At 41.9% G+C, this 17,419-nt stretch carries 22 protein-coding genes; 13 read left to right on the top strand and 9 right to left on the bottom strand.

The window, feature by feature from the left end; translation table 11 throughout:
• Positions 1 to 143: 143 nt before the first annotated feature.
• Both PI95_RS30915 and PI95_RS30910 read right to left on the bottom strand, forming a co-directional pair.
• On the bottom strand, positions 144 to 821 hold the full coding sequence (locus PI95_RS30915; RefSeq protein ID WP_039747357.1) for a 5'-methylthioadenosine/S-adenosylhomocysteine nucleosidase family protein: 678 nt from the start codon (positions 819 to 821) through the stop codon (positions 144 to 146).
• 34 nt (positions 822 to 855) lie between these two features.
• Positions 856 to 1,455, bottom strand: a complete 600-nt coding sequence (locus tag PI95_RS30910; protein WP_039747356.1) for an REP-associated tyrosine transposase — start codon at positions 1,453 to 1,455, stop codon at positions 856 to 858.
• A gap of 265 nt (positions 1,456 to 1,720) precedes the next feature.
• Between PI95_RS30910 and PI95_RS30905 the strand changes: the two genes are divergently transcribed.
• The 5 genes from PI95_RS30905 (at position 1,721) to PI95_RS30885 (ending at position 7,476) form a co-directional block, all read left to right on the top strand.
• Positions 1,721 to 4,432, top strand: a complete 2,712-nt coding sequence (locus PI95_RS30905) for an efflux RND transporter permease subunit (protein WP_052325191.1) — start codon at positions 1,721 to 1,723, stop codon at positions 4,430 to 4,432.
• A complete protein-coding gene (hpnA, locus tag PI95_RS30900) occupies positions 4,429 to 5,415 on the top strand; it encodes a hopanoid-associated sugar epimerase (protein ID WP_039747355.1) in 987 nt (328 codons plus the stop codon). Before PI95_RS30905 ends, hpnA begins: the two co-directional genes overlap by 4 nt.
• Positions 5,416 to 5,507: 92 nt before the next feature.
• Entirely contained in the window at positions 5,508 to 6,527 is a 1,020-nt protein-coding gene (gene hpnH, locus PI95_RS30895; RefSeq protein ID WP_039747354.1) for an adenosyl-hopene transferase HpnH, read from the top strand.
• 142 nt (positions 6,528 to 6,669) lie between these two features.
• Positions 6,670 to 6,963: a type II toxin-antitoxin system TacA family antitoxin gene (locus PI95_RS30890; RefSeq protein ID WP_039747600.1), complete on the top strand. Its 294-nt coding sequence runs from the start codon at positions 6,670 to 6,672 to the stop codon at positions 6,961 to 6,963.
• Between the two features lie 9 nt (positions 6,964 to 6,972).
• Positions 6,973 to 7,476: a GNAT family N-acetyltransferase gene (locus PI95_RS30885; protein ID WP_039747352.1), complete on the top strand. Its 504-nt coding sequence runs from the start codon at positions 6,973 to 6,975 to the stop codon at positions 7,474 to 7,476.
• Here the strand turns inward: PI95_RS30885 and PI95_RS30880 are convergent, their stop codons facing one another.
• Both PI95_RS30880 and PI95_RS30875 read right to left on the bottom strand, forming a co-directional pair.
• Positions 7,477 to 8,136: a peroxiredoxin-like family protein gene (locus PI95_RS30880; RefSeq protein WP_039747351.1), complete on the bottom strand. Its 660-nt coding sequence runs from the start codon at positions 8,134 to 8,136 to the stop codon at positions 7,477 to 7,479.
• 96 nt (positions 8,137 to 8,232) lie between these two features.
• Positions 8,233 to 8,970 carry an SDR family oxidoreductase gene (locus tag PI95_RS30875; RefSeq protein ID WP_039747599.1) on the bottom strand — a complete coding sequence of 246 codons (738 nt, stop codon included), beginning with the start codon at positions 8,968 to 8,970 and terminating at the stop codon, positions 8,233 to 8,235.
• A gap of 129 nt (positions 8,971 to 9,099) precedes the next feature.
• Here PI95_RS30875 and PI95_RS30870 point away from each other — a divergent pair, with 129 nt between their 5' ends.
• The 4 genes from PI95_RS30870 (at position 9,100) to PI95_RS30855 (ending at position 11,875) form a co-directional block, all read left to right on the top strand.
• Complete coding sequence (locus PI95_RS30870) at positions 9,100 to 10,020, top strand: LysR family transcriptional regulator (protein ID WP_039747350.1); 921 nt, start codon at positions 9,100 to 9,102, stop codon at positions 10,018 to 10,020.
• Positions 10,021 to 10,107: 87 nt separating this feature from the next.
• Positions 10,108 to 10,713, top strand: a complete 606-nt coding sequence (locus PI95_RS30865) for a vWA domain-containing protein (RefSeq protein WP_039747349.1) — start codon at positions 10,108 to 10,110, stop codon at positions 10,711 to 10,713.
• Between the two features lie 141 nt (positions 10,714 to 10,854).
• Positions 10,855 to 11,460 carry a vWA domain-containing protein gene (locus tag PI95_RS30860; RefSeq protein ID WP_039747348.1) on the top strand — a complete coding sequence of 202 codons (606 nt, stop codon included), beginning with the start codon at positions 10,855 to 10,857 and terminating at the stop codon, positions 11,458 to 11,460.
• A 25-nt stretch (positions 11,461 to 11,485) separates the two neighbouring features.
• Positions 11,486 to 11,875: a salt stress protein, Slr1339 family gene (locus PI95_RS30855; RefSeq protein ID WP_039747347.1), complete on the top strand. Its 390-nt coding sequence runs from the start codon at positions 11,486 to 11,488 to the stop codon at positions 11,873 to 11,875.
• Between the two features lie 49 nt (positions 11,876 to 11,924).
• Here the strand turns inward: PI95_RS30855 and PI95_RS30850 are convergent, their stop codons facing one another.
• Entirely contained in the window at positions 11,925 to 12,290 is a 366-nt protein-coding gene (locus PI95_RS30850) for a winged helix-turn-helix transcriptional regulator (RefSeq protein ID WP_039747346.1), read from the bottom strand.
• A 172-nt stretch (positions 12,291 to 12,462) separates the two neighbouring features.
• On the opposite strand from PI95_RS30850, the gene PI95_RS30845 reads away from it, so the two are divergent.
• Positions 12,463 to 13,086 (top strand): FMN-dependent NADH-azoreductase, encoded by a 624-nt coding sequence (locus tag PI95_RS30845; protein WP_039747345.1) that lies wholly within the window; start codon positions 12,463 to 12,465, stop codon positions 13,084 to 13,086.
• 70 nt (positions 13,087 to 13,156) lie between these two features.
• On the opposite strand, the gene PI95_RS30840 is transcribed toward PI95_RS30845, so the two are convergent.
• The 3 genes from PI95_RS30840 to PI95_RS30830 all read right to left on the bottom strand — a co-directional run bounded on the left by PI95_RS30840 (position 13,157) and on the right by PI95_RS30830 (position 14,958).
• Positions 13,157 to 13,438 carry a hypothetical protein gene (locus PI95_RS30840; protein ID WP_163519342.1) on the bottom strand — a complete coding sequence of 94 codons (282 nt, stop codon included), beginning with the start codon at positions 13,436 to 13,438 and terminating at the stop codon, positions 13,157 to 13,159.
• Between the two features lie 48 nt (positions 13,439 to 13,486).
• Entirely contained in the window at positions 13,487 to 13,984 is a 498-nt protein-coding gene (locus PI95_RS30835; protein WP_039747344.1) for a 2TM domain-containing protein, read from the bottom strand.
• A gap of 782 nt (positions 13,985 to 14,766) precedes the next feature.
• Complete coding sequence (locus PI95_RS30830) at positions 14,767 to 14,958, bottom strand: type II toxin-antitoxin system Phd/YefM family antitoxin (RefSeq protein ID WP_063842378.1); 192 nt, start codon at positions 14,956 to 14,958, stop codon at positions 14,767 to 14,769.
• Positions 14,959 to 15,065: 107 nt separating this feature from the next.
• On the opposite strand from PI95_RS30830, the gene PI95_RS30825 reads away from it, so the two are divergent.
• The 3 genes from PI95_RS30825 to PI95_RS30820 are packed head-to-tail and all read left to right on the top strand — an operon-like array spanning position 15,066 to position 16,488.
• A complete protein-coding gene (locus tag PI95_RS30825) occupies positions 15,066 to 16,073 on the top strand; it encodes a zinc-binding dehydrogenase (protein WP_039747343.1) in 1,008 nt (335 codons plus the stop codon).
• Positions 16,074 to 16,105: 32 nt separating this feature from the next.
• Entirely contained in the window at positions 16,106 to 16,279 is a 174-nt protein-coding gene (locus PI95_RS35405) for a DUF6888 family protein (protein WP_201280680.1), read from the top strand.
• A complete protein-coding gene (locus tag PI95_RS30820) occupies positions 16,276 to 16,488 on the top strand; it encodes a DUF6887 family protein (protein WP_039747341.1) in 213 nt (70 codons plus the stop codon). The genes PI95_RS35405 and PI95_RS30820 overlap by 4 nt, the downstream gene beginning before the upstream one ends.
• Before the next feature lie 384 nt (positions 16,489 to 16,872).
• On the opposite strand, the gene PI95_RS36380 is transcribed toward PI95_RS30820, so the two are convergent.
• Positions 16,873 to 17,319, bottom strand: coding sequence for a phytanoyl-CoA dioxygenase family protein (locus tag PI95_RS36380; RefSeq protein WP_336507642.1), 447 nt, complete (start codon positions 17,317 to 17,319; stop codon positions 16,873 to 16,875).
• Positions 17,320 to 17,419 lie beyond the last annotated feature (100 nt).

Genomic DNA, 17,419 nt, shown 5'->3' with positions numbered 1-17,419 from the left:
TCAAAGACTCATTAATCAAGTTCAAAGACTCATTAATCAAGTTCAAAGACTCATTAATCAAGTTCAAAGACTCATTAATCAAGTTCAAAGACTCATTTTTGATTTTTAACCGCACCCTGTAGCGGATACACGCGGATATTTATTTATACATTTTGTTTGGCAAAGAGAAATGCTGTAACTTCTTCCAATACTTTTAAACCTCGCAGGGAACCTTTAATTAAGCGAGTAGCGGCAATAGGTTGACGAATCATGCTTATAGCTAAAGGCAAAGGTTGAAGCGAACCATCAGAATTGATTGCTGATGTTAAATCAGGTATATCGTGCCTAGAGTCATCGCTGACTACTCGCACCATTGCTACTTCTACACCTGCTTGCTGAAAAAACTCTAAAGTTGCAAAGCCTTCCATGTCAACAACATCAGCTTTGGATATTTCGCTCAAATGCAGTTTTTCTTTAGCAGAACAAACTACACGATCGCTTGTTAACCCCTTCACCAAACAAACCTTATCTTGAAGATGTGCGTAAAGTTGTGCAGTGAAAGAGCGATCGCACTGTTGCACCTTCGTTTGATATACACATTCAGAATACAACACAATATCGCCGACTTGAAAGCGATCGCGCAAGCTGCCACATAAACCCATCACCAGAACTTTTGCTTGGGGATTCCACAATTTATCTTGACAAGCTTCCAAATACCTGCTTACAGCCTGACTACCCACAGGAATCGGTATTACACTTTGTTTCGAGGTTAAACCACGACACACAGCCTTATACTCCGCTCCCTGAGGAACCACAATTATCGGCATTGTTGATTCAAACATAAATTTTCGTAGTGAGCGCTTCAGCGCTCAAATACTACTCATACTCATCCCAACCATTACCATAATCTTGCACCGAATATTGAACCCAACAATCGCGCAGCCATTGTCGTCCATATTCTTGAAAATACCAATGAACACTACTATGAACCCAATCGTAAGGAGATTGTACCCAACCATGTTTAACACAGTTGTAGTGAATATAGTTGAGACTATTATAATAGTGCGTTTGGGAGCGAATAGCGCGATCGCTATATCGATACCAAACTTTTCGTTGACGTAGATTTTCCTCAAGATTCCATTGACGAGAAGTCACACCATGAATTGAGCGAAATAAATTACCCAAAACATCAAAATTTACAATATGTACTAAAAGATGATAATGATTAGGCAAAATAACCCAAGCAAGAATTTCCACATCATTAGCAATAAATTTCTCAAATAGCATATCTAGCAGTAGCTGGCGCCGAGATTCTGAGTTGAGATGACACTTATGTTCATAGCAAGCTGCTGTTAACAGATAAAATGGTCGATCTCGCACTGTATGTGGTGGTGAATGAGGTGGATACCCACGACTTAAGCGTTGTTTAACTAATTGTGCTTTTTCTTCTGGTGTTAGTTTGCGATATTCGTACATGAACCGTAGTGAGCGCTGAAGCGCTCAAATGAATAATGGTGCTTTCTAGTAGTGTTCCCAAAAAACTGGTGTAAGAAAGCACTCTTCGTACATAAACCGTAGTGAGCGCTGAAGCGCTCAAATAACTTAAAAGCTTTCTAGTAGTGTTCCCAAAAACACGGTGTAAGAAAGCACTGAAGTGCTTACTACGGTAAGAAAGAACTCGCAAACTGAGGATGATTAATGTACCATGACTAATAATTCGTCCGCACGATGATTTTGCAAGATGATACCTCATAACTCAAAATCCGCACGAGAGCGCTTTAATATTTCTAAGTTAGCGATTCAATTTTCGTGGGTGACGCTCTCGTTTTGGATTGCGGTGACGGTAGCTGGATTATTGGCTTTCAGTTCTCTCAAATATGCTTTGTTTCCTGATGTTACTTTTCCGGTGGTTGTGGTGAATGCCTCTGCACCGCTAACAACGGCTTTGGATACGGAAGCAAAGCTAACTGTACCTGTGGAAATGCGTTTGCGTGAACTTCCCGGACTTGATGATATTCGCTCTTCGTCGTATCCCGGTCAAAGTGTGGTGAGTTTGGCTTTTGCTGTCGGTACGAATTTGGAAAAATCGACGAAGGAAGTCGAAACGAGACTGAAGCAAGTAAGTCTGACTGAGGGAGCAAGTTATAAAGTTATTCCTTTAAATTTGAATGAGTCGGCAGCGATTAGTTATGCTGTTGAAAGTGACGATCGCAATTTAACAGATTTAAGTAAACAGACTAAAGAGCAGATTGTGCCGGCGATCGCTAATCTCCCAGGAGTCCTAAAAGTCTCTTTATTAGGTGCCCCTGTTGATGTTACTCCAGAAGCATCAATACCGACAGGGGGAGCGACATTAGTTAGGTTCAACGGTAAAGACGCTTTAGCATTTCAAGTCATCAAACGCGGTGATGCCAACACTTTAGAAGTTGTAAGTCTTGTAGAAAAAGAAGTCAAAAAACTGCAATCTAACCTGAAAGATATCAAACTTACCTTAGCAGCCACCCAAGCAGAGTATATCCGCAATGCTACCCAATCAACAATAGATGCGTTAATTGAAGCGATCGCTCTATCGGTAGTTGTGATATTTCCCTTTTTATGGAACTGGCAAGCTACCTTCATATCGGCATTAGCGATTCCCGTCTCGATGTTGGGAACGTTTATTGTTATGGCTTTGTTTGGCTTTAATTTAGAGACGATTACGCTGTTAGCTTTAGCTTTGGTAATTGGTAGTATAGTTGATGATGCGATCGTTGATGTAGAAAACATCATGCGACACATCCAAGATGGTGAAAGTCCTCGTCGAGCAGCACTTTTAGCGACAAATGAAATTGGTTTGACTGTCACCGCAGCCACCTTTACAGCAGTAGCAGTTTTTCTGCCAATAGGTTTGATGGGTGGAGCGATCGGTCAATTTTTCAAACCTTTTGGTATCACTGTTTCCGCAGCAATGCTGACTTCTTTGCTGGTAGCGCGTACTTTATCCCCAGTTTTGGCTCTTTACTGGCTAAAACCGACATCTTCACGTCCTCCTCGGCAAACTAGCAACATCGGCGCAAGTTTTAACCGATTGTACCGCGATTTACTTGGCTGGTCTTTAAACCATCGCCGGATTGTTATGGGTTTAGCTGCACTCAGCTTGATTGCAGGAATTGCGTTGATTCCCCTGATTCCCAAAGGATTTATTCCCAAACTAGATCGCGGTGAGTTTAATATTGTTTATACCGCTCCTTTGCCGAATGTATCGGAATTAGAGAAGCAAGGAAACGAACTGTTAGGAAGCTTGTTAGGTGAAGAACAATCTCCACTCCCTACTCCCTACTCCCCACTCCCCAGTTTCAACCCTTTAAATGATTCTCTCGAAGTTGCCAAGAAACTAGAAGAAGTAGTCAGAAAATCCCCAGCAGTGGAAACAGTATTTACTACCGTCGGTTCCCGCGAAGGTGAGCCGAATAAAGGTACACTTTATATTAAACTAAAAGATAAGCGTGCGATCGCCACTTTAGAATTGCAAGAGCAGTTTCGTACTTCTTTGCCAAATCTTGCCGGCGTGACTACCAGCGTGGAAGATATTCCATTTGTCGATAGCGGTGGACAAAAACCGCTACAAGTCGCATTACAAGGCAATGATTTGAAAGCTTTGAATACAGCCGCAAAAGCGATTAAAGATAAACTAGTGAAAATACCGGGATTTGCAGATGTGACGGTAACAGGTGAAACAAATCCCCAGGATACAATCTTTCAAATTGAGCGTTTGAATAATCAGCGGGTAACTTATATCAGTGCGAATCTGGGTAAAGAATTATCTTTGGGTGATGCAACTGATAAATTAGTAGCGATCGCTAAATCGGTGATTCCTCCAGGTGTTACTTTAGATTTGGGAGGAGATTCTGCCAGCGTTAACACAGTTATTAGCAGTTTCGGTACTACTTTGGCAATGTCTGCTTTGTGCATTATCGCGGTATTGATTTGGCTGTTTAGAAGCTGGGTAGATCCGTTGGTAATTGGAGTTTCTTTGCCTTTAGCAATTGTCGGTGCTTTATTGGCGTTACTGATAACTAAAAGCGATTTTGGAATGATTTCGCTAATCGGCTTTGTCTTTTTGCTGGGAATCAGCAATAAAAATGCCATTTTGATTGTAGATTATATTAACCAATTGCGCGACACCGGCTTAAACCGCACAGCCGCAATCCTCAAAGCAGGACCCGTGCGCCTGCGACCAATTATGATGACCACTGCGGCGACGATTTTAGGGATGCTACCGATCGCTTTAGGATTGGGTGCAGGTTCAGAATTGCGTACACCGATGGCTGTTGCGATCGCTGGGGGGTTAATTAGTTCAACTGTATTAAGTTTGATTGTTGTGCCGGTGCTTTACACTCTGATGGATGATTTGTTTCCCCGCTTCCAGAGGAGGGGGGGAGAGGGACAGGGGGAGAGGGGGAGAAAGAAATGAACGTTTTTGTTACAGGTGGGACGGGTTTTGTCGGCGCCAATTTGGTGCGGTTGCTGCTACAAGAGGGATACTCTGTTAAAGCGTTGGTGCGTCCTCACAGCAATTTGGGGAATCTTCAAGGACTGGATGTAGAAATAATCAAAGGTGATTTAAACGACTTTAATTTATGGCAGCAAATGCAAGGTTGTCAGTATCTTTTTCATGTCGCTGCTCATTATTCACTTTGGCAAAAAGATAGAGATGCATTATATCGCAATAATGTATTAGGGACGCGCAATGTTTTAGCCGCAGCAAAAAAAGCAGGTATTGAACGTACTGTTTATACTAGTTCCGTGGCAGCGATCGGTGCAGGAAAATTTGATAAAGTCGTTGATGAAACTTATCAAAGTCCTGTAGAGGAACTTGTTGGAGACTATAAGAAGTCTAAGTTTTTAGCTGAACAAGAAGCGATCGTTGCAGCTAGTAGAGGTCAGGAGGTGGTTATAGTTAATCCTAGCAGTCCGATTGGACCATTGGATATCAAACCAACGCCAACAGGAGATATTATCCTGCGGTTTTTACGGCGTCAAATGCCGGCATATTTAGATACAGGTTTAAATTTTATTGATGTGCGTGATGTAGTTAGGGGACATTTACTCGCATTGCAAAAAGGAAAATCAGGCGATCGCTATATTTTAGGACATCAAAACCTCACCTTAAAAGAACTACTTGACAAACTAGAATTAATTACAGGTTTAAGCGCACCTCAACGCACTGTACCAGCTTGGCTACCTTTAAGTGTCGCCTGGGTTGATGAAAAAATTCTCGCACCTTTAGGTAAACAGCCTTCCGTTCCCTTAGATGGTGTCCGCATGGCAAAGCAACGTATGTACTACAATGCATCAAAAGCAGTACGAGAATTAAATTTACCTCAATCATCTTTGAATACCGCACTCAAAGATGCTGTAAACTGGTTTGTCTCTCAGGGATACGTGAATTTATAGAAGTTTGTAGTAAGCGCTTCAGCGCTTTCAAGCCTTTCAAGCACTAAAGTGCTTACTACGGTCATATTTTTATCCGAGGAGTGATACGAGAAATGACAATTAACTTACAACAAGCAATGGATATCGGGAAGTATCTCGTAACCCAGCGTCTCTTAGGACGCAAACGCTTCCCTTTAGTCTTAATGTTAGAACCGTTATTCCGTTGCAATTTAGCTTGTACAGGTTGCGGTAAAATCCAACATCCCACAGACATACTCAAGCAAAACCTCACCCCCGAACAATGTTTCAAAGCAGTGGAAGAATGCGGGGCGCCGGTTGTCTCGATTCCTGGGGGAGAACCGCTGCTACATCCGCAAATTGCTGAAATTGTCAAGGGATTAGTTGAGCGCAAAAAGTATATTTATCTATGTACCAATGGCTTGTTGTTAGAAAAAAGCCTGGATAAATTTCAACCTTCTCCTTATTTAACTTTCACTGTACATTTAGATGGGTTGCGAGAATGGCACGATCGCTGTGTCGATCGCAAAGGTGTTTTTGATACTGCTGTCAAAGCGATCAAAGCTGCGAAAGCCAAAGGATTTCGGGTTGCGACTAACACGACTATCTTTGAAGGTGTCGATCCCAAACAAACGCAAGAGTTTTTTGACTTTCTGGGGACGTTGAATATTGACGGAATGACAATTTCTCCAGGTTACAGCTACGATTGGGCGCCAGATCAAGAGCATTTTTTAGGACGCGAACAAACACGCGCTCTTTTCCGCGAAATTCTCGCACCCTTCAAAGCAGGTGAGAAAAAATGGGATTTCAATCACAACCCGCTTTTTCTCGATTTTCTCACGGGGGAAAAAGATTATGAATGTACACCTTGGGGTAGTCCAAGTTACAGCGTCCTCGGTTGGCAAAAACCTTGTTATCTGCTAAATGAAGGTTATTACAGCACCTTTAAAGAATTGCTAGAAAAAACAGATTGGAGTGAATACGGTCATAATAGTGGCAATCCTAAATGTGCAGATTGCATGGTTCACTGCGGTTATGAACCTACCGCAGCATTGGACGCAATGCAACCAAAAAATATGGCGCGATCGCTTGGTAGTGTGTTAGGGATGAATTAGAAAGCTTTTTTGCAGCGGTTTTGAAGCCAAAACAAACCGCTGCAAGCAATATTATCAAAATTAATAGCGATCGCCGGCATCTGTGTTGACCGTTGTATATACAATATTTGTATATTCATTGTATGGACACAAGCGGAAATTGATGCAAAAGCAATCAGGTGAATCGGTGAATCGAAACCGTGATGTAACCATCAACATCCGGGTACACCAAGCGCAACGTGATTTAATAGATCGTGCAGCAGAAGCTGTTGGTAAGAACCGCTCTGATTTTATGCTAGAAACAGCTTGTCGAGAAGCAGAAGCGATTTTGCTAGATCGTCGGCTGTTTATGCTGGACGATGAGAAATTCAAACAATTTACGGATCTTCTTGATGCACCACCATCTGCAAATGAGAATCTGCGGAAATTGCTTTTCACTAAAGCACCGTGGGATTGAGAGTGGTAGATGCAGTCTCCTCAACCCATAAAACCAGGGCACGATCTGAAAGATTTTGATTCAGGTAATCTTGAATTAGATGATTGGTTAAGAAAACGTGCGCTCAAAAATGAAGATAGCGGTGCTTCGCGAACGTATGTTGTAACTGTCGAGCAAAAAGTTATTGCCTACTATTGTCTAGCTAACGGTAGTGCAGTCAACACCAGTGCGCCAAGCCGAGTCCGACGCAATATGCCAGATCCCATTCCTGTGATGGTAATTGGGCGGCTTGCTGTAGATTCTAACTGGCAATCTCAAGGAATTGGGCGTGCATTAGTGCGTGATGCCGTACTTCGCACATTGCAAGCAGCGACAATTGCGGGAATCAGGGCGATTCTTGTACACGCACTAAACGAGGAAGCAAAGCAATTTTACGAAAAATGCGGTTTTATCTCTTCGCCTGTCGCGCCAATGACACTTATGGTAACAATTAAGGATGCGTCATCGGCGCTGGGCGCGGAAATGATATCATAATTAAGCCGCTTCGGGAATTTGTAATTTTTGCAACACAGAAATTACTTGAGATGGTTCCAAGCGATCGCGATAATCAACATCAACATGTGCTAAAATAACTCGTTGATTTTGGTCAATTACAAAAGTAGCTGGAATTGGTAGCATCCAATCATCAGTACCATTAGTATCCGGTAGTGGATGACCTAATTCGGTGTAAAGTGCCTTCAACTCATCCGGTAATGTAAAAGCAATCCCATAAGCTTCTGCTACTTTTGACCCCACATCGCTAAGAACATCAAATTCCAAATCATTTTTTTCAGCAGTACTCAGCGATGCATCCGGTGTTTGCGGAGAAACCGCAATTAATGAAGCACCCAATTCATCTATCTGAGGTAGTAGTTTTTGATATGCACGCAATTCCAAATTACAATAAGGACACCATCCACCGCGATAAAAGGTCAGAATTACAGCACCTTCCTTAAGCTTTTCGCTGAGACGAATTTTTTTACCCACAGCATTAGGCATCCTAAAATCAGGTGCGATATCTCCCACTTGCAACAATTGTCTAGTTTGAAATTCCACAGCAAGCGCATCTGTAGCGCATTGCATAATAGCAGCTTTTTCCTTTGGGAATTTTTCGATAAATTCAGCACGAAAAGCATCAAGTGCAACTTTTAACATGATATTCTCCTTATGTAGTAAGCGCTTCAGCGCTTTAAACGCTTTAGCGCTAAAGCGCTTCTTACGGTATACTCATCCATAAAACTCACAGTACAATTACTGAGGCAACATCCCCGCAAACTGTTTTTCCACAGCTTTCGGATCTTGGCGAATACCTGCAAATACCTCTTGTGACACCGGGTCTGGATTGACATCTTCAATACCTTGCTCCACAGCTTGCAATGTAGCCAAAGCGATTTGGCTGGGAGGAACCTTGTCTAAAGGCACACCATCCGACATTGCGGTATCCACAGGTCCGGGGAAAATTCCCACTACCAAAGTTCCTTGTTGAGCAAGTTCCGCTCTTGCTCCTTGTGTGAGAGAATAAAGTGCAGCTTTCGAGGCACTGTAAGAACCGAACACCGGCACATTCACAACCGAAGAAATAGAAAGTAAATTAGCGATCGCACCGCCACCATTGCGTTTTAAAATTGGTGCAAAGGCGCGAATCATATACAGCGTGCCGAAGTAGTTGGTTTCCATTTCCCAATGTGCGGTTTCTAAAGAAGTGGAATTGAAAAATCCCCCCGTACCCAACACACCTGCATTGTTAATTAACAAATTGACATCTTGTAAACTTTGGGCAGCAGTTGTAATAGAATCAGGATTGGTGATATCGATCGCTATGGGAATAATTCTTTCTGGGTCAATCGCGACGATATCTTTAAGAGAATCAATATTGCGAGCGGTTGCATATATGCGTTTTGCACCAGCTTGATGTAACGCTTCCACAAATGCTTTACCGATACCGCGATTAGCTCCAGTAACAAGGGCAACTGATGTGTTGATGTTCATAATAATCCTTTGTGTAGCGGCGTTTGTGTTTTCTTGTCCGCTTGTATATGTACATCTTGATTCATTCATTTGGGTTTGAGAAGACGGCAAAATAGAATATGATTTATTCCAAATCAGAATGAATCGACAATGGATCGCATCGACTGCATGAAAAGCTTTGTGCGGACGGTGGAGACTAATAGCTTCTCCGCTGTCGCAAGGGAAATGAACACCACGCAACCGACAATTAGCAAGCAGATTGCTGCTTTAGAAGAATATCTAGACGTGCAATTGCTTGTGCGTTCTACTAGATCCCTGAGTGTGACTGAAGAGGGACAACGTTTTTACGAGCATTGTCAACGAATTTTAGAAGCGATCGCAGAAGCAGAAGCAAGCGTGGGAAAAAGGCAAAAGCCTTTTGGTGTACTGAAAGTCAACTGTCCGGTTTCCTTTGGACAACTTGTAATTATGCCATTGTTGAAAGCATTTCTGGAACGCTATCCAGACATTAAGCTTGATTTGATGATGACAGACCAATTTATCGACTTGGTGGAAGAAGCTGTAGATGTCGCAATCAGAATTGGCAACGTGCAAGATACTTCACTAATTTACCAGCAAATTGGTATAACTCGGCGCGTCACAATTGGGGCAACAGCTTATTTTGATTCTTCAGGTGAACCGCTTTCACCTCAAGACCTGATTCATCATAATTGCATCGTTTACACGCGACTTGCAACCGGCAATGAATGGCACTTTCAACGAAAAGAACAAACGATAAAAGTCAAAGTTAGCGGCAATTTTCAGGCAAATAATTCAACAGCAGTGCGTGAAGCAGTTTTATCTGGTGTTGGGATTGCGGTTTCTCCGATTTGGTTATTTGGTGATGCGGTTAATACGGATGCTGTCAAAGTTGTTCTCAACGACTATCAACCAACACCTTTGCCAATTTACGCTGTTTACAGAAGAGGTCGCTTTATACCAGCAAAGGTGCGCTGCTTTATCGATTTTCTTGCCTCAGAGTTCCAAATTGACCCTTGGGTATCAAATTACGGTCAACGTCAGACTACTTAAATGATTATTACAAAGCATTCTTAACAGCTGCCGTGATAATTACGCAACAGCTAGACTAGAACCAACAGGTAACAATTAAAGGAATATATGATGAGCGATCGCGATTACACATTAATCCTTGACAAAAGCGGTAGTATGTCCACCCCAGACCAAGCCGGTGGTAGAAGTAGATGGGAAATAGCTCAAGAATCTACTCTCGCTTTAGCAAGAAAATGCGAACAGTTTGACCCCGATGGACTTACAGTATATGTATTTTCTGGCAGATTTAAACGTTACGATGATGTCACATCTGCCAAAGTCGCGCAGATATTTTTAGAAAACGATCCCGCAGGCACAACTAATTTAGCAGGTGTACTTCAAAACGCACTTGATAATTACTTTCAACGCAAAGCTGCCGGCAAAACTAAGCTGAATGGTGAAACAATTTTAGTTGTTACAGATGGTGAACCAGACGATCGCAAAGCGGTATTTGAAGTCATCATCAACGCTACCAGGCAAATGGAACGCGATGAAGAATTAGCAATATCTATGATTCAAGTTGGTTCAGATGCCCAAGCAACTAAATTTTTGAAAGCTTTAGATGACCAGTTGCAAAGTGTCGGTGCGAAATTCGATATTTGCGACACCATCACCTTAGATGATATGGAAGATATGAGTTTAGCAGATATATTAATGAACGCAATTACTGATTAAGTAGTCCAAAGTCCAAAGTCTAAAGTCCAAAGTTTAAAGTCCAAGATATTTTGACCATTGACCCTTGACTCTTGACTCTTGACCCTTGACTATTGACCATTGACTGTTGACCATTTACCCTTAACTTAGGAGAATTTACAAATGTTAGATAATCGCGATTACACCTTAATTATCGACAAAAGCGGCAGTATGGCGACCCCAGATCAAAAGGGTAGCAAAACCAGATGGGCAACTGCACAAGAATCTACTTTCGCCTTAGCGAGTAAATGCGAGCAATTCGATCCAGATGGTATCACACTTTATGTATTTTCTGGCAGATTTAAGCGTTACGAAAATGTCACCGCAAGCAAGGTAACTCAAATTTTCACTGAAAACGATCCCTCTGGCACAACTGATTTAGCTGGTGTTTTAAAACATGCGCTAGATAACTACTTTCAGCGAAAATCTTCTGGTCAAACTAAGTTGAATGGTGAGACAATTTTAGTTATCACTGATGGTGAACCGGACGACCGCAAAGCGGTAATGAAAGTAATCATCGAAGCTTCTCGAAAAATGGATCGCGATGAAGAATTAGCTATTTCTTTCATTCAAGTTGGTACAGATGCTCAAGCTACCCGCTTTCTCAAAGTCTTGGATGATGAACTCCAAAGCGCTGGTGCCAAGTTTGACATTTGTGACACAATCACAATGGAAGATATGGAAGATATGAGTTTATCAGAAGTGCTACTGAATGCTATTAATGACTAAATATCCGTTTTACAGGATTTAAAAGATGGATTCCATTGATAAGCTGTTGGCTGAACTGAAAGCTGAATATACTGAACCAGCAACACCACAACAGCCACCACCACAAACAAAAACATTCATCCAACCACCGCCAAAATCGACATCTTTAATAGATAACCTTTTGGCGGAAGTTAAAGCTGATTTTGTCGAAAAAGATGCAGTTGAAGAGTTAAGAAGACAGCAAGAATTAGAACAAGAGCGAATTAAACAAGAACAACTCAAAGCACAACAATTGGAGGGTTTGAAAAATCAAGCTAAAGATTGGCTGAAAAAATTAGATCCATTCTCAGCGGAAGGACTTTGGTTTGAAAGATTTGCTGAAGGTTATTCTTCAAAATTAGAGGCAGCGATTGAATATTTACAAACTAATGAATAAATTATTTAATAAAGGTAGAGACGTTCCACACCGAACGTCTGTACGAAAGTTAGGAGTGCGATTCGCTCTTAATTTGACTTGCATTTTGACCCAAATAATGCTGTACTGCCCACTCATGCATTGCATAAAGAATCGGTTGGAGACTTTTTCCTAAAGGTGTGAGTGAATATTCTACCTTTGGAGGAATTTGTGGGTAAATTTCTCGATGAATAATACCATCTTCCTCCATTTCTCTGAGTTGCTGAGTCAGCATTTTTTGAGTAATTCCAGACAAAGCTCTTTGCAATTCACCGAAGCGTTTAACTCCAGGCATTAATTCTCTAATAATTAACACCTTCCAGCGTCCACCAATCACCTTTAGCGTAGTTTCTACTTCACAAGTCAGCCTGCTATAGTTTTCTGCTTCAGCTTTCATAGTTACTTTTTGGTAAGTATCTTACTTTTAAGTGCCTACTGTTTATATTAGCTTTACATGGTTTAAAGTCTATACGGATGCTCGCCGTGTATATCAAGGTGAAAACCAAAATTGATCGGCAGCATCTTTGCAAAGGGCAAAAATGCCTTCAAATTTTTCAGGAAATTAATTAATGGCACATATCCTGCATATAGATTCTAGTCCTCGTGGCGATCGCTCTTTTTCTCGCAAGTTTTCTTATGAGTTCATCACATCTTGGAAAACCGCTCATCCTGATGATACAGTCACTTACCGCGATTTAGGACACAATCCCGTCCCCCATGTAGACGAATCGTGGATTGCTGCGGCTTTTTCACCACCGCAAACACGTTCACCGGAACTCAATCAAGCGATTAAAATTTCTGATGAATTGGTAGATGAGTTTCTCGCGGCTGACCGCTATGTTTTCGGTGTGCCGATGTACAACTTTAATATACCATCTACTTTTAAAGCTTATATTGACCAAATTGTTCGCGTTGGTCGTACTTTCGCAGTCACCGAACAAGGTGCTTTTCAGGGCTTAGTTTCCGGCAAAAAAATGCTGATTGTTACGGCTCGTGGTGGTAGTTTTACGCAAGGAAGTCCCGCTGCGCCATACGATTATCAAGAACCTTATTTAAAAGCGGTTTTTGGCTTCTTAGGGATTACGGACATTTCCTTGATTCATGTAGAAAACCTGAGTGCGGGTGATGATGTGCGCGAACAGTCTCTTGCTCAAGCTCAAGAGGCGATCGCTCAAGCTGTGGCTAGTTGGTAATTGGGCATAGGTAATTGGGCATTGGGGAGGCAGTGCGTTGCGCGGGTTAAGCGCGTTGTAGCACCTGCCGTCATTGGGCAATGGGCAATGGGCAATGTGAATAAAAAGAAGCGATCGCGTATTTCACAAAGGGACTATGCCCCATGACGGCAGGTGCAGATAGCGTTCGTGACCTCCCTTCTCCTTCAAAGACGCTCCGCGAACGGGTTCGCCAGAGCCGGCACTCTTGGAAACCCGGACGCAGCGCTGGTCTCACCGCAACGCACTGCCTCCCCCATGCCCCATGACGGCAGATGCTTACTGCTGTGGGAACCCGTCCACCGCACTGCCTCCCCCATGCCCCATTACCCATTACCCATTACCCATTACCAATTCCCAATTCCCCATTCCCCAACTAAATTTACGCTTTGATAAAAAACTTATTCCAAACTGTGTTAAATGTTTGTTTAAGTTGATGCTTGCGATGCCATTTTTGAAAAGCAATTTCGTATTCTTCGCTGTTAGTTTGATAAGTATTGCAAGCATCAAACGCTACTCCCAGTCCCCAGAATAGCAAAATGTAAAGCGACCAAAAAAGACCACCACCACCAACTAAATCGACTAATATCAAAACACTATTGACAATTGCATAGTTGCCAAAACGCTTCTTGAATCTTCTTTGGCGATAAATGTTAAAAGCTTGGCGCTGTTGCATTTCTCCTTGTTTGTCCAACCAATCGCGCTCTGCTAATTTTAAAGATTCTGGAGGAATTTCTAATTCGGCAGCGATTTCTAACAATTGCTCGTAAGAAAATTCTTTTTCTTTGTCGTTTGCTTGACGAGCGATCGCTAAATGAAGAATTTGCTGCACATCTTCTTGATTATAGAAACGGGTGACTTTAGATTCAGAAGCTGCCATAATTCTGTCTCTTGTATTACTTTTAATAAAGTTTTGTTACCCGATAGATATTCAGCAATTATGCCACCACCATCAGGATTATTTTCATTATCCCTAGGCTAGCAAATATAAATAGTGCTGTGGGTACGGTTTTCATGCCATGCACACAGCATCTTGGGTGCGATCGCTCTCTTATTGAAAGTTAATTATCGAGAATCCCCAGAGCGAATACGTCCGCTTCAGGCAATATTTGACCCAAATACCCCCCGACGCCAACTGAGTGTTGGCAGAAAGCTAAAGAGTTTTTAGTTAAACAAAACCTTTTGTCGGCTCATTTTTGGTACTTTTCTTATATTGTATTATTCCTGTAACTTGATGTTTGCGTGCGACTAATTGGTGTGTGGTTTCGCGTCTTAGTTCACTTGTTGCACCAGTAATGACGACATTCAGTTTTGCGATGTTGTTTTGTTCCATATCAATAATTTAGCGATCGCCATTAGATGTCTTCGTACACCATTAGAGGTAAATTGAGCGAATCTCAACAAATTTAGGACTTACGGAATAACGAACCACCAAGGACGCCTTCTCTTCTCCCAAAGGGAGACGCTGCGCTCTTTTAGAGGCACGCGGCGCCAAGCAGCGTCTTTGATAGGAGAAGGATGCCAAAAAGTAAGAGTTTGGGAGAGTTTTTGCGTAAGTCCAAAAATTCTGTTACCAAAACTGTTACGAGCGTCAAAGTATTAGTAACTGCCTATATGATGATCGATAGTTAAGTTCCTCACACCACACCGAAGCCGCGAAAGTCAATATTTCGCGGCTTTTTCATATTCAGGAATTAGGGAAAGGCGATCGCAAACAATAGAAAGTGTTTCCAAGCTAAGTGCTGCCATAACTGGCTTGCCATGCTTGGTAATTATTACTGGCTCATCGTTCAACCGATCCGGTAAATCTAGCAATTGTCTTCTAGCTTCGGTAATACTCAAGTACTTAGACATATAAATAAGTGTACATTTATCATAGGATTAAGGCGATCGCTCTGGTTCCTATTACGCTAAAGTTGCCTTAGAAGCGTGCATGTAGCTTTAGTTTGGAGGAATAAGTCGTGAAAGCAGTCTTAATGACAGCACCTGGTAATCCCGAAGTTCTGCAAATGCAGTTTATAGCAAAACCTGCTGTCCCTCCAGGAGAAACGGAACTTCTGGTACGCTTGGTAGCAGCTGGGGTAAACCCGATTGATACAAAACTTCGCAAACGCGGCACTTTTTACCCAGATAATATGCCTGCCATTTTAGGATGTGATGGTGCTGGTGTGGTTGAAGCCGTCGGTGCTGCCGTTCAGCGTTTTCGCGTAGGCGATGAGGTATATTTTTGCAATGGCGGGTTGGGCGCACATCAAGGTAATTATGCGGAATTTACCCTTATCGATGAGCGATTTGTTGCTCGTAAACCTGCTTCGGCAACCTTTATGGAAGCTGCTGCTGCACCTTTGGTGTTAATTACCGCTTGGGAAGCGTTGTATGAACGAGGACGACTGCAACCTGGGGAAAAAGTTTTGATTCATGCGGGTGCCGGTGGTGTTGGTCATGTAGCAATTCAACTAGCGAAACTCAAAGGCGCTGATGTCTGCACAACTGTGAGTTCTGAAGAAAAAGCTAATTTTGTCAAACAACTGAGTGCTGACGAAGTAATTTTTTACAAACAAACCGACTTTGTGCAAGCTGCTTTAAATTGGACAAATGGTGAAGGTGTAGATTTAGCTTTTGACACTGTGGGTGGAGAAACTTTTCACAAAACCTTTCCCGCAGTGCGGGTATATGGCGATATTGTGACGATTTTGGAACCTGATGCCAATACAGTTTGGAAGACTGCCCGACAGCGTAATCTCCGCGTTGGTTTTGAATTAATGTTGACACCAATGTTGCAAGGCATAATGGAAGCACAAAAGCATCACGCAGAAATTTTAGAACAGTGTGCCACTTGGATTGATGAGGGCAAGTTAAAAATTTGTGTTAGTCAAACTTTTCCTCTAGAAAAAGCGGCAAAAGCTCATCAATTATTAGAAAGTGGGTCTGTGACAGGTAAAATTGTTCTACTGATTAGTGATGGATGATAATCGAGTGGTCGCATCTATTTGATTTCTACATGCCAACGAGAGAACAATTACAAACCTATTTCATTCTGACTTCCAGGCTGACTAAAATGTATGTATCGGTAAATTTAGGAACTGTAGACGAGCGTACACAAGATGTGTATGTCCTGGCTGGAGAAGAAATAGAAATTGTAATTTACCCGAATGGGAATTGGATATTTGTATGAGTAAGCCTGATTTTTCATCAATGACCCGTGCCGAGTTTCGTCAATATATCCTTGACCACAGAGACGATACAGAGGCTCTTTCAATTTACCTTGAAAGATTTAAATCCCCTGACAGCAAGGTGTTTCCCGCTCCTCAAACAATAGAGGATTTAGAAAACTTTCCAGAGATACACCGCGAACATCTGGAGAATAAGCGAAATCAAGCATAGAAACAAACGCAACGGGAATTATTCGATAATGTCGAACAATAACCGACGCTAGGGTTAATCCGCAACAAAAATTATCATTAACCAATTTTTCTACGTATAGAAAAGAAAGAGTCAGGGAAAAGTAAGAAACGCTAGCTGCCACGCGATCGCACAAACTCTTATCCATCATTTGATTTTCAAATTATTACTAAGTTCAACAAAAGAGGTGTCTGAGTTATGCGATCGCTATAGTAAACGGCAGAAATCGCCTTTGTCTGTGCGTAATTCCTAAAATATTTAAACTTGATTATCTTCTGACCATAAAACAGGAAATATCGCTGGATCGCTGAAATCTGGCTCACCATTAGGCAATTTTTGACATAATAGTTCATCAATGATATGAATTTATTTTCCTTGATGATTCCAAAAAGGTTGATAACAATTCCCCTCATCTTGTAGATGTACTGCCATTGCCAAGCGAAACGAGTTGCTGTAGTTAGGGTAGCTTCCATGAATTGTCCAACAGTGATGAAAGCTGACTTGACCTTTTTTTAATGCGATTGGAACTTTGATAATTTCCCGTTTTTGCTGAGAAAATTGCTGTTCGATATCTTCTAAATTGTAGTTATTAAAAAATCGCGTATTTTCGATACCTGACCATTTATGACTTTTGTCTAGCACAACCAACGATCCATTCAACTCATCGCAGTCATGAAAGGGAATCCAAGCGGTGATTAAGTTGTGTGAACTGCAAGTAGACCAATAAGCGCGATCGCTATGCCAACCAATGGCAGTTTTACCATTTTTGTCTTGAGGTGGTTTGTAAACTAGTTGGTCATCTAATAGTCGAATTTGGGCGTTGCTGAATCAAAGTATGAATCATGCGATCGCTTCAAGCTTGTGGGCGAGTCCTTCCCTAGACAAATGGGGACAGGCTTCATCAAAAATAGTC

Origin of the sequence: Hassallia byssoidea VB512170 (assembly GCF_000817785.2) — a bacterium.
GTDB classification, from domain to species: domain Bacteria; phylum Cyanobacteriota; class Cyanobacteriia; order Cyanobacteriales; family Nostocaceae; genus Hassallia; species Hassallia carrinoi.
The sequence above is the reverse complement of the archived record's forward strand: the minus strand, read 5'-3'. Positions and strand labels throughout refer to the sequence as shown.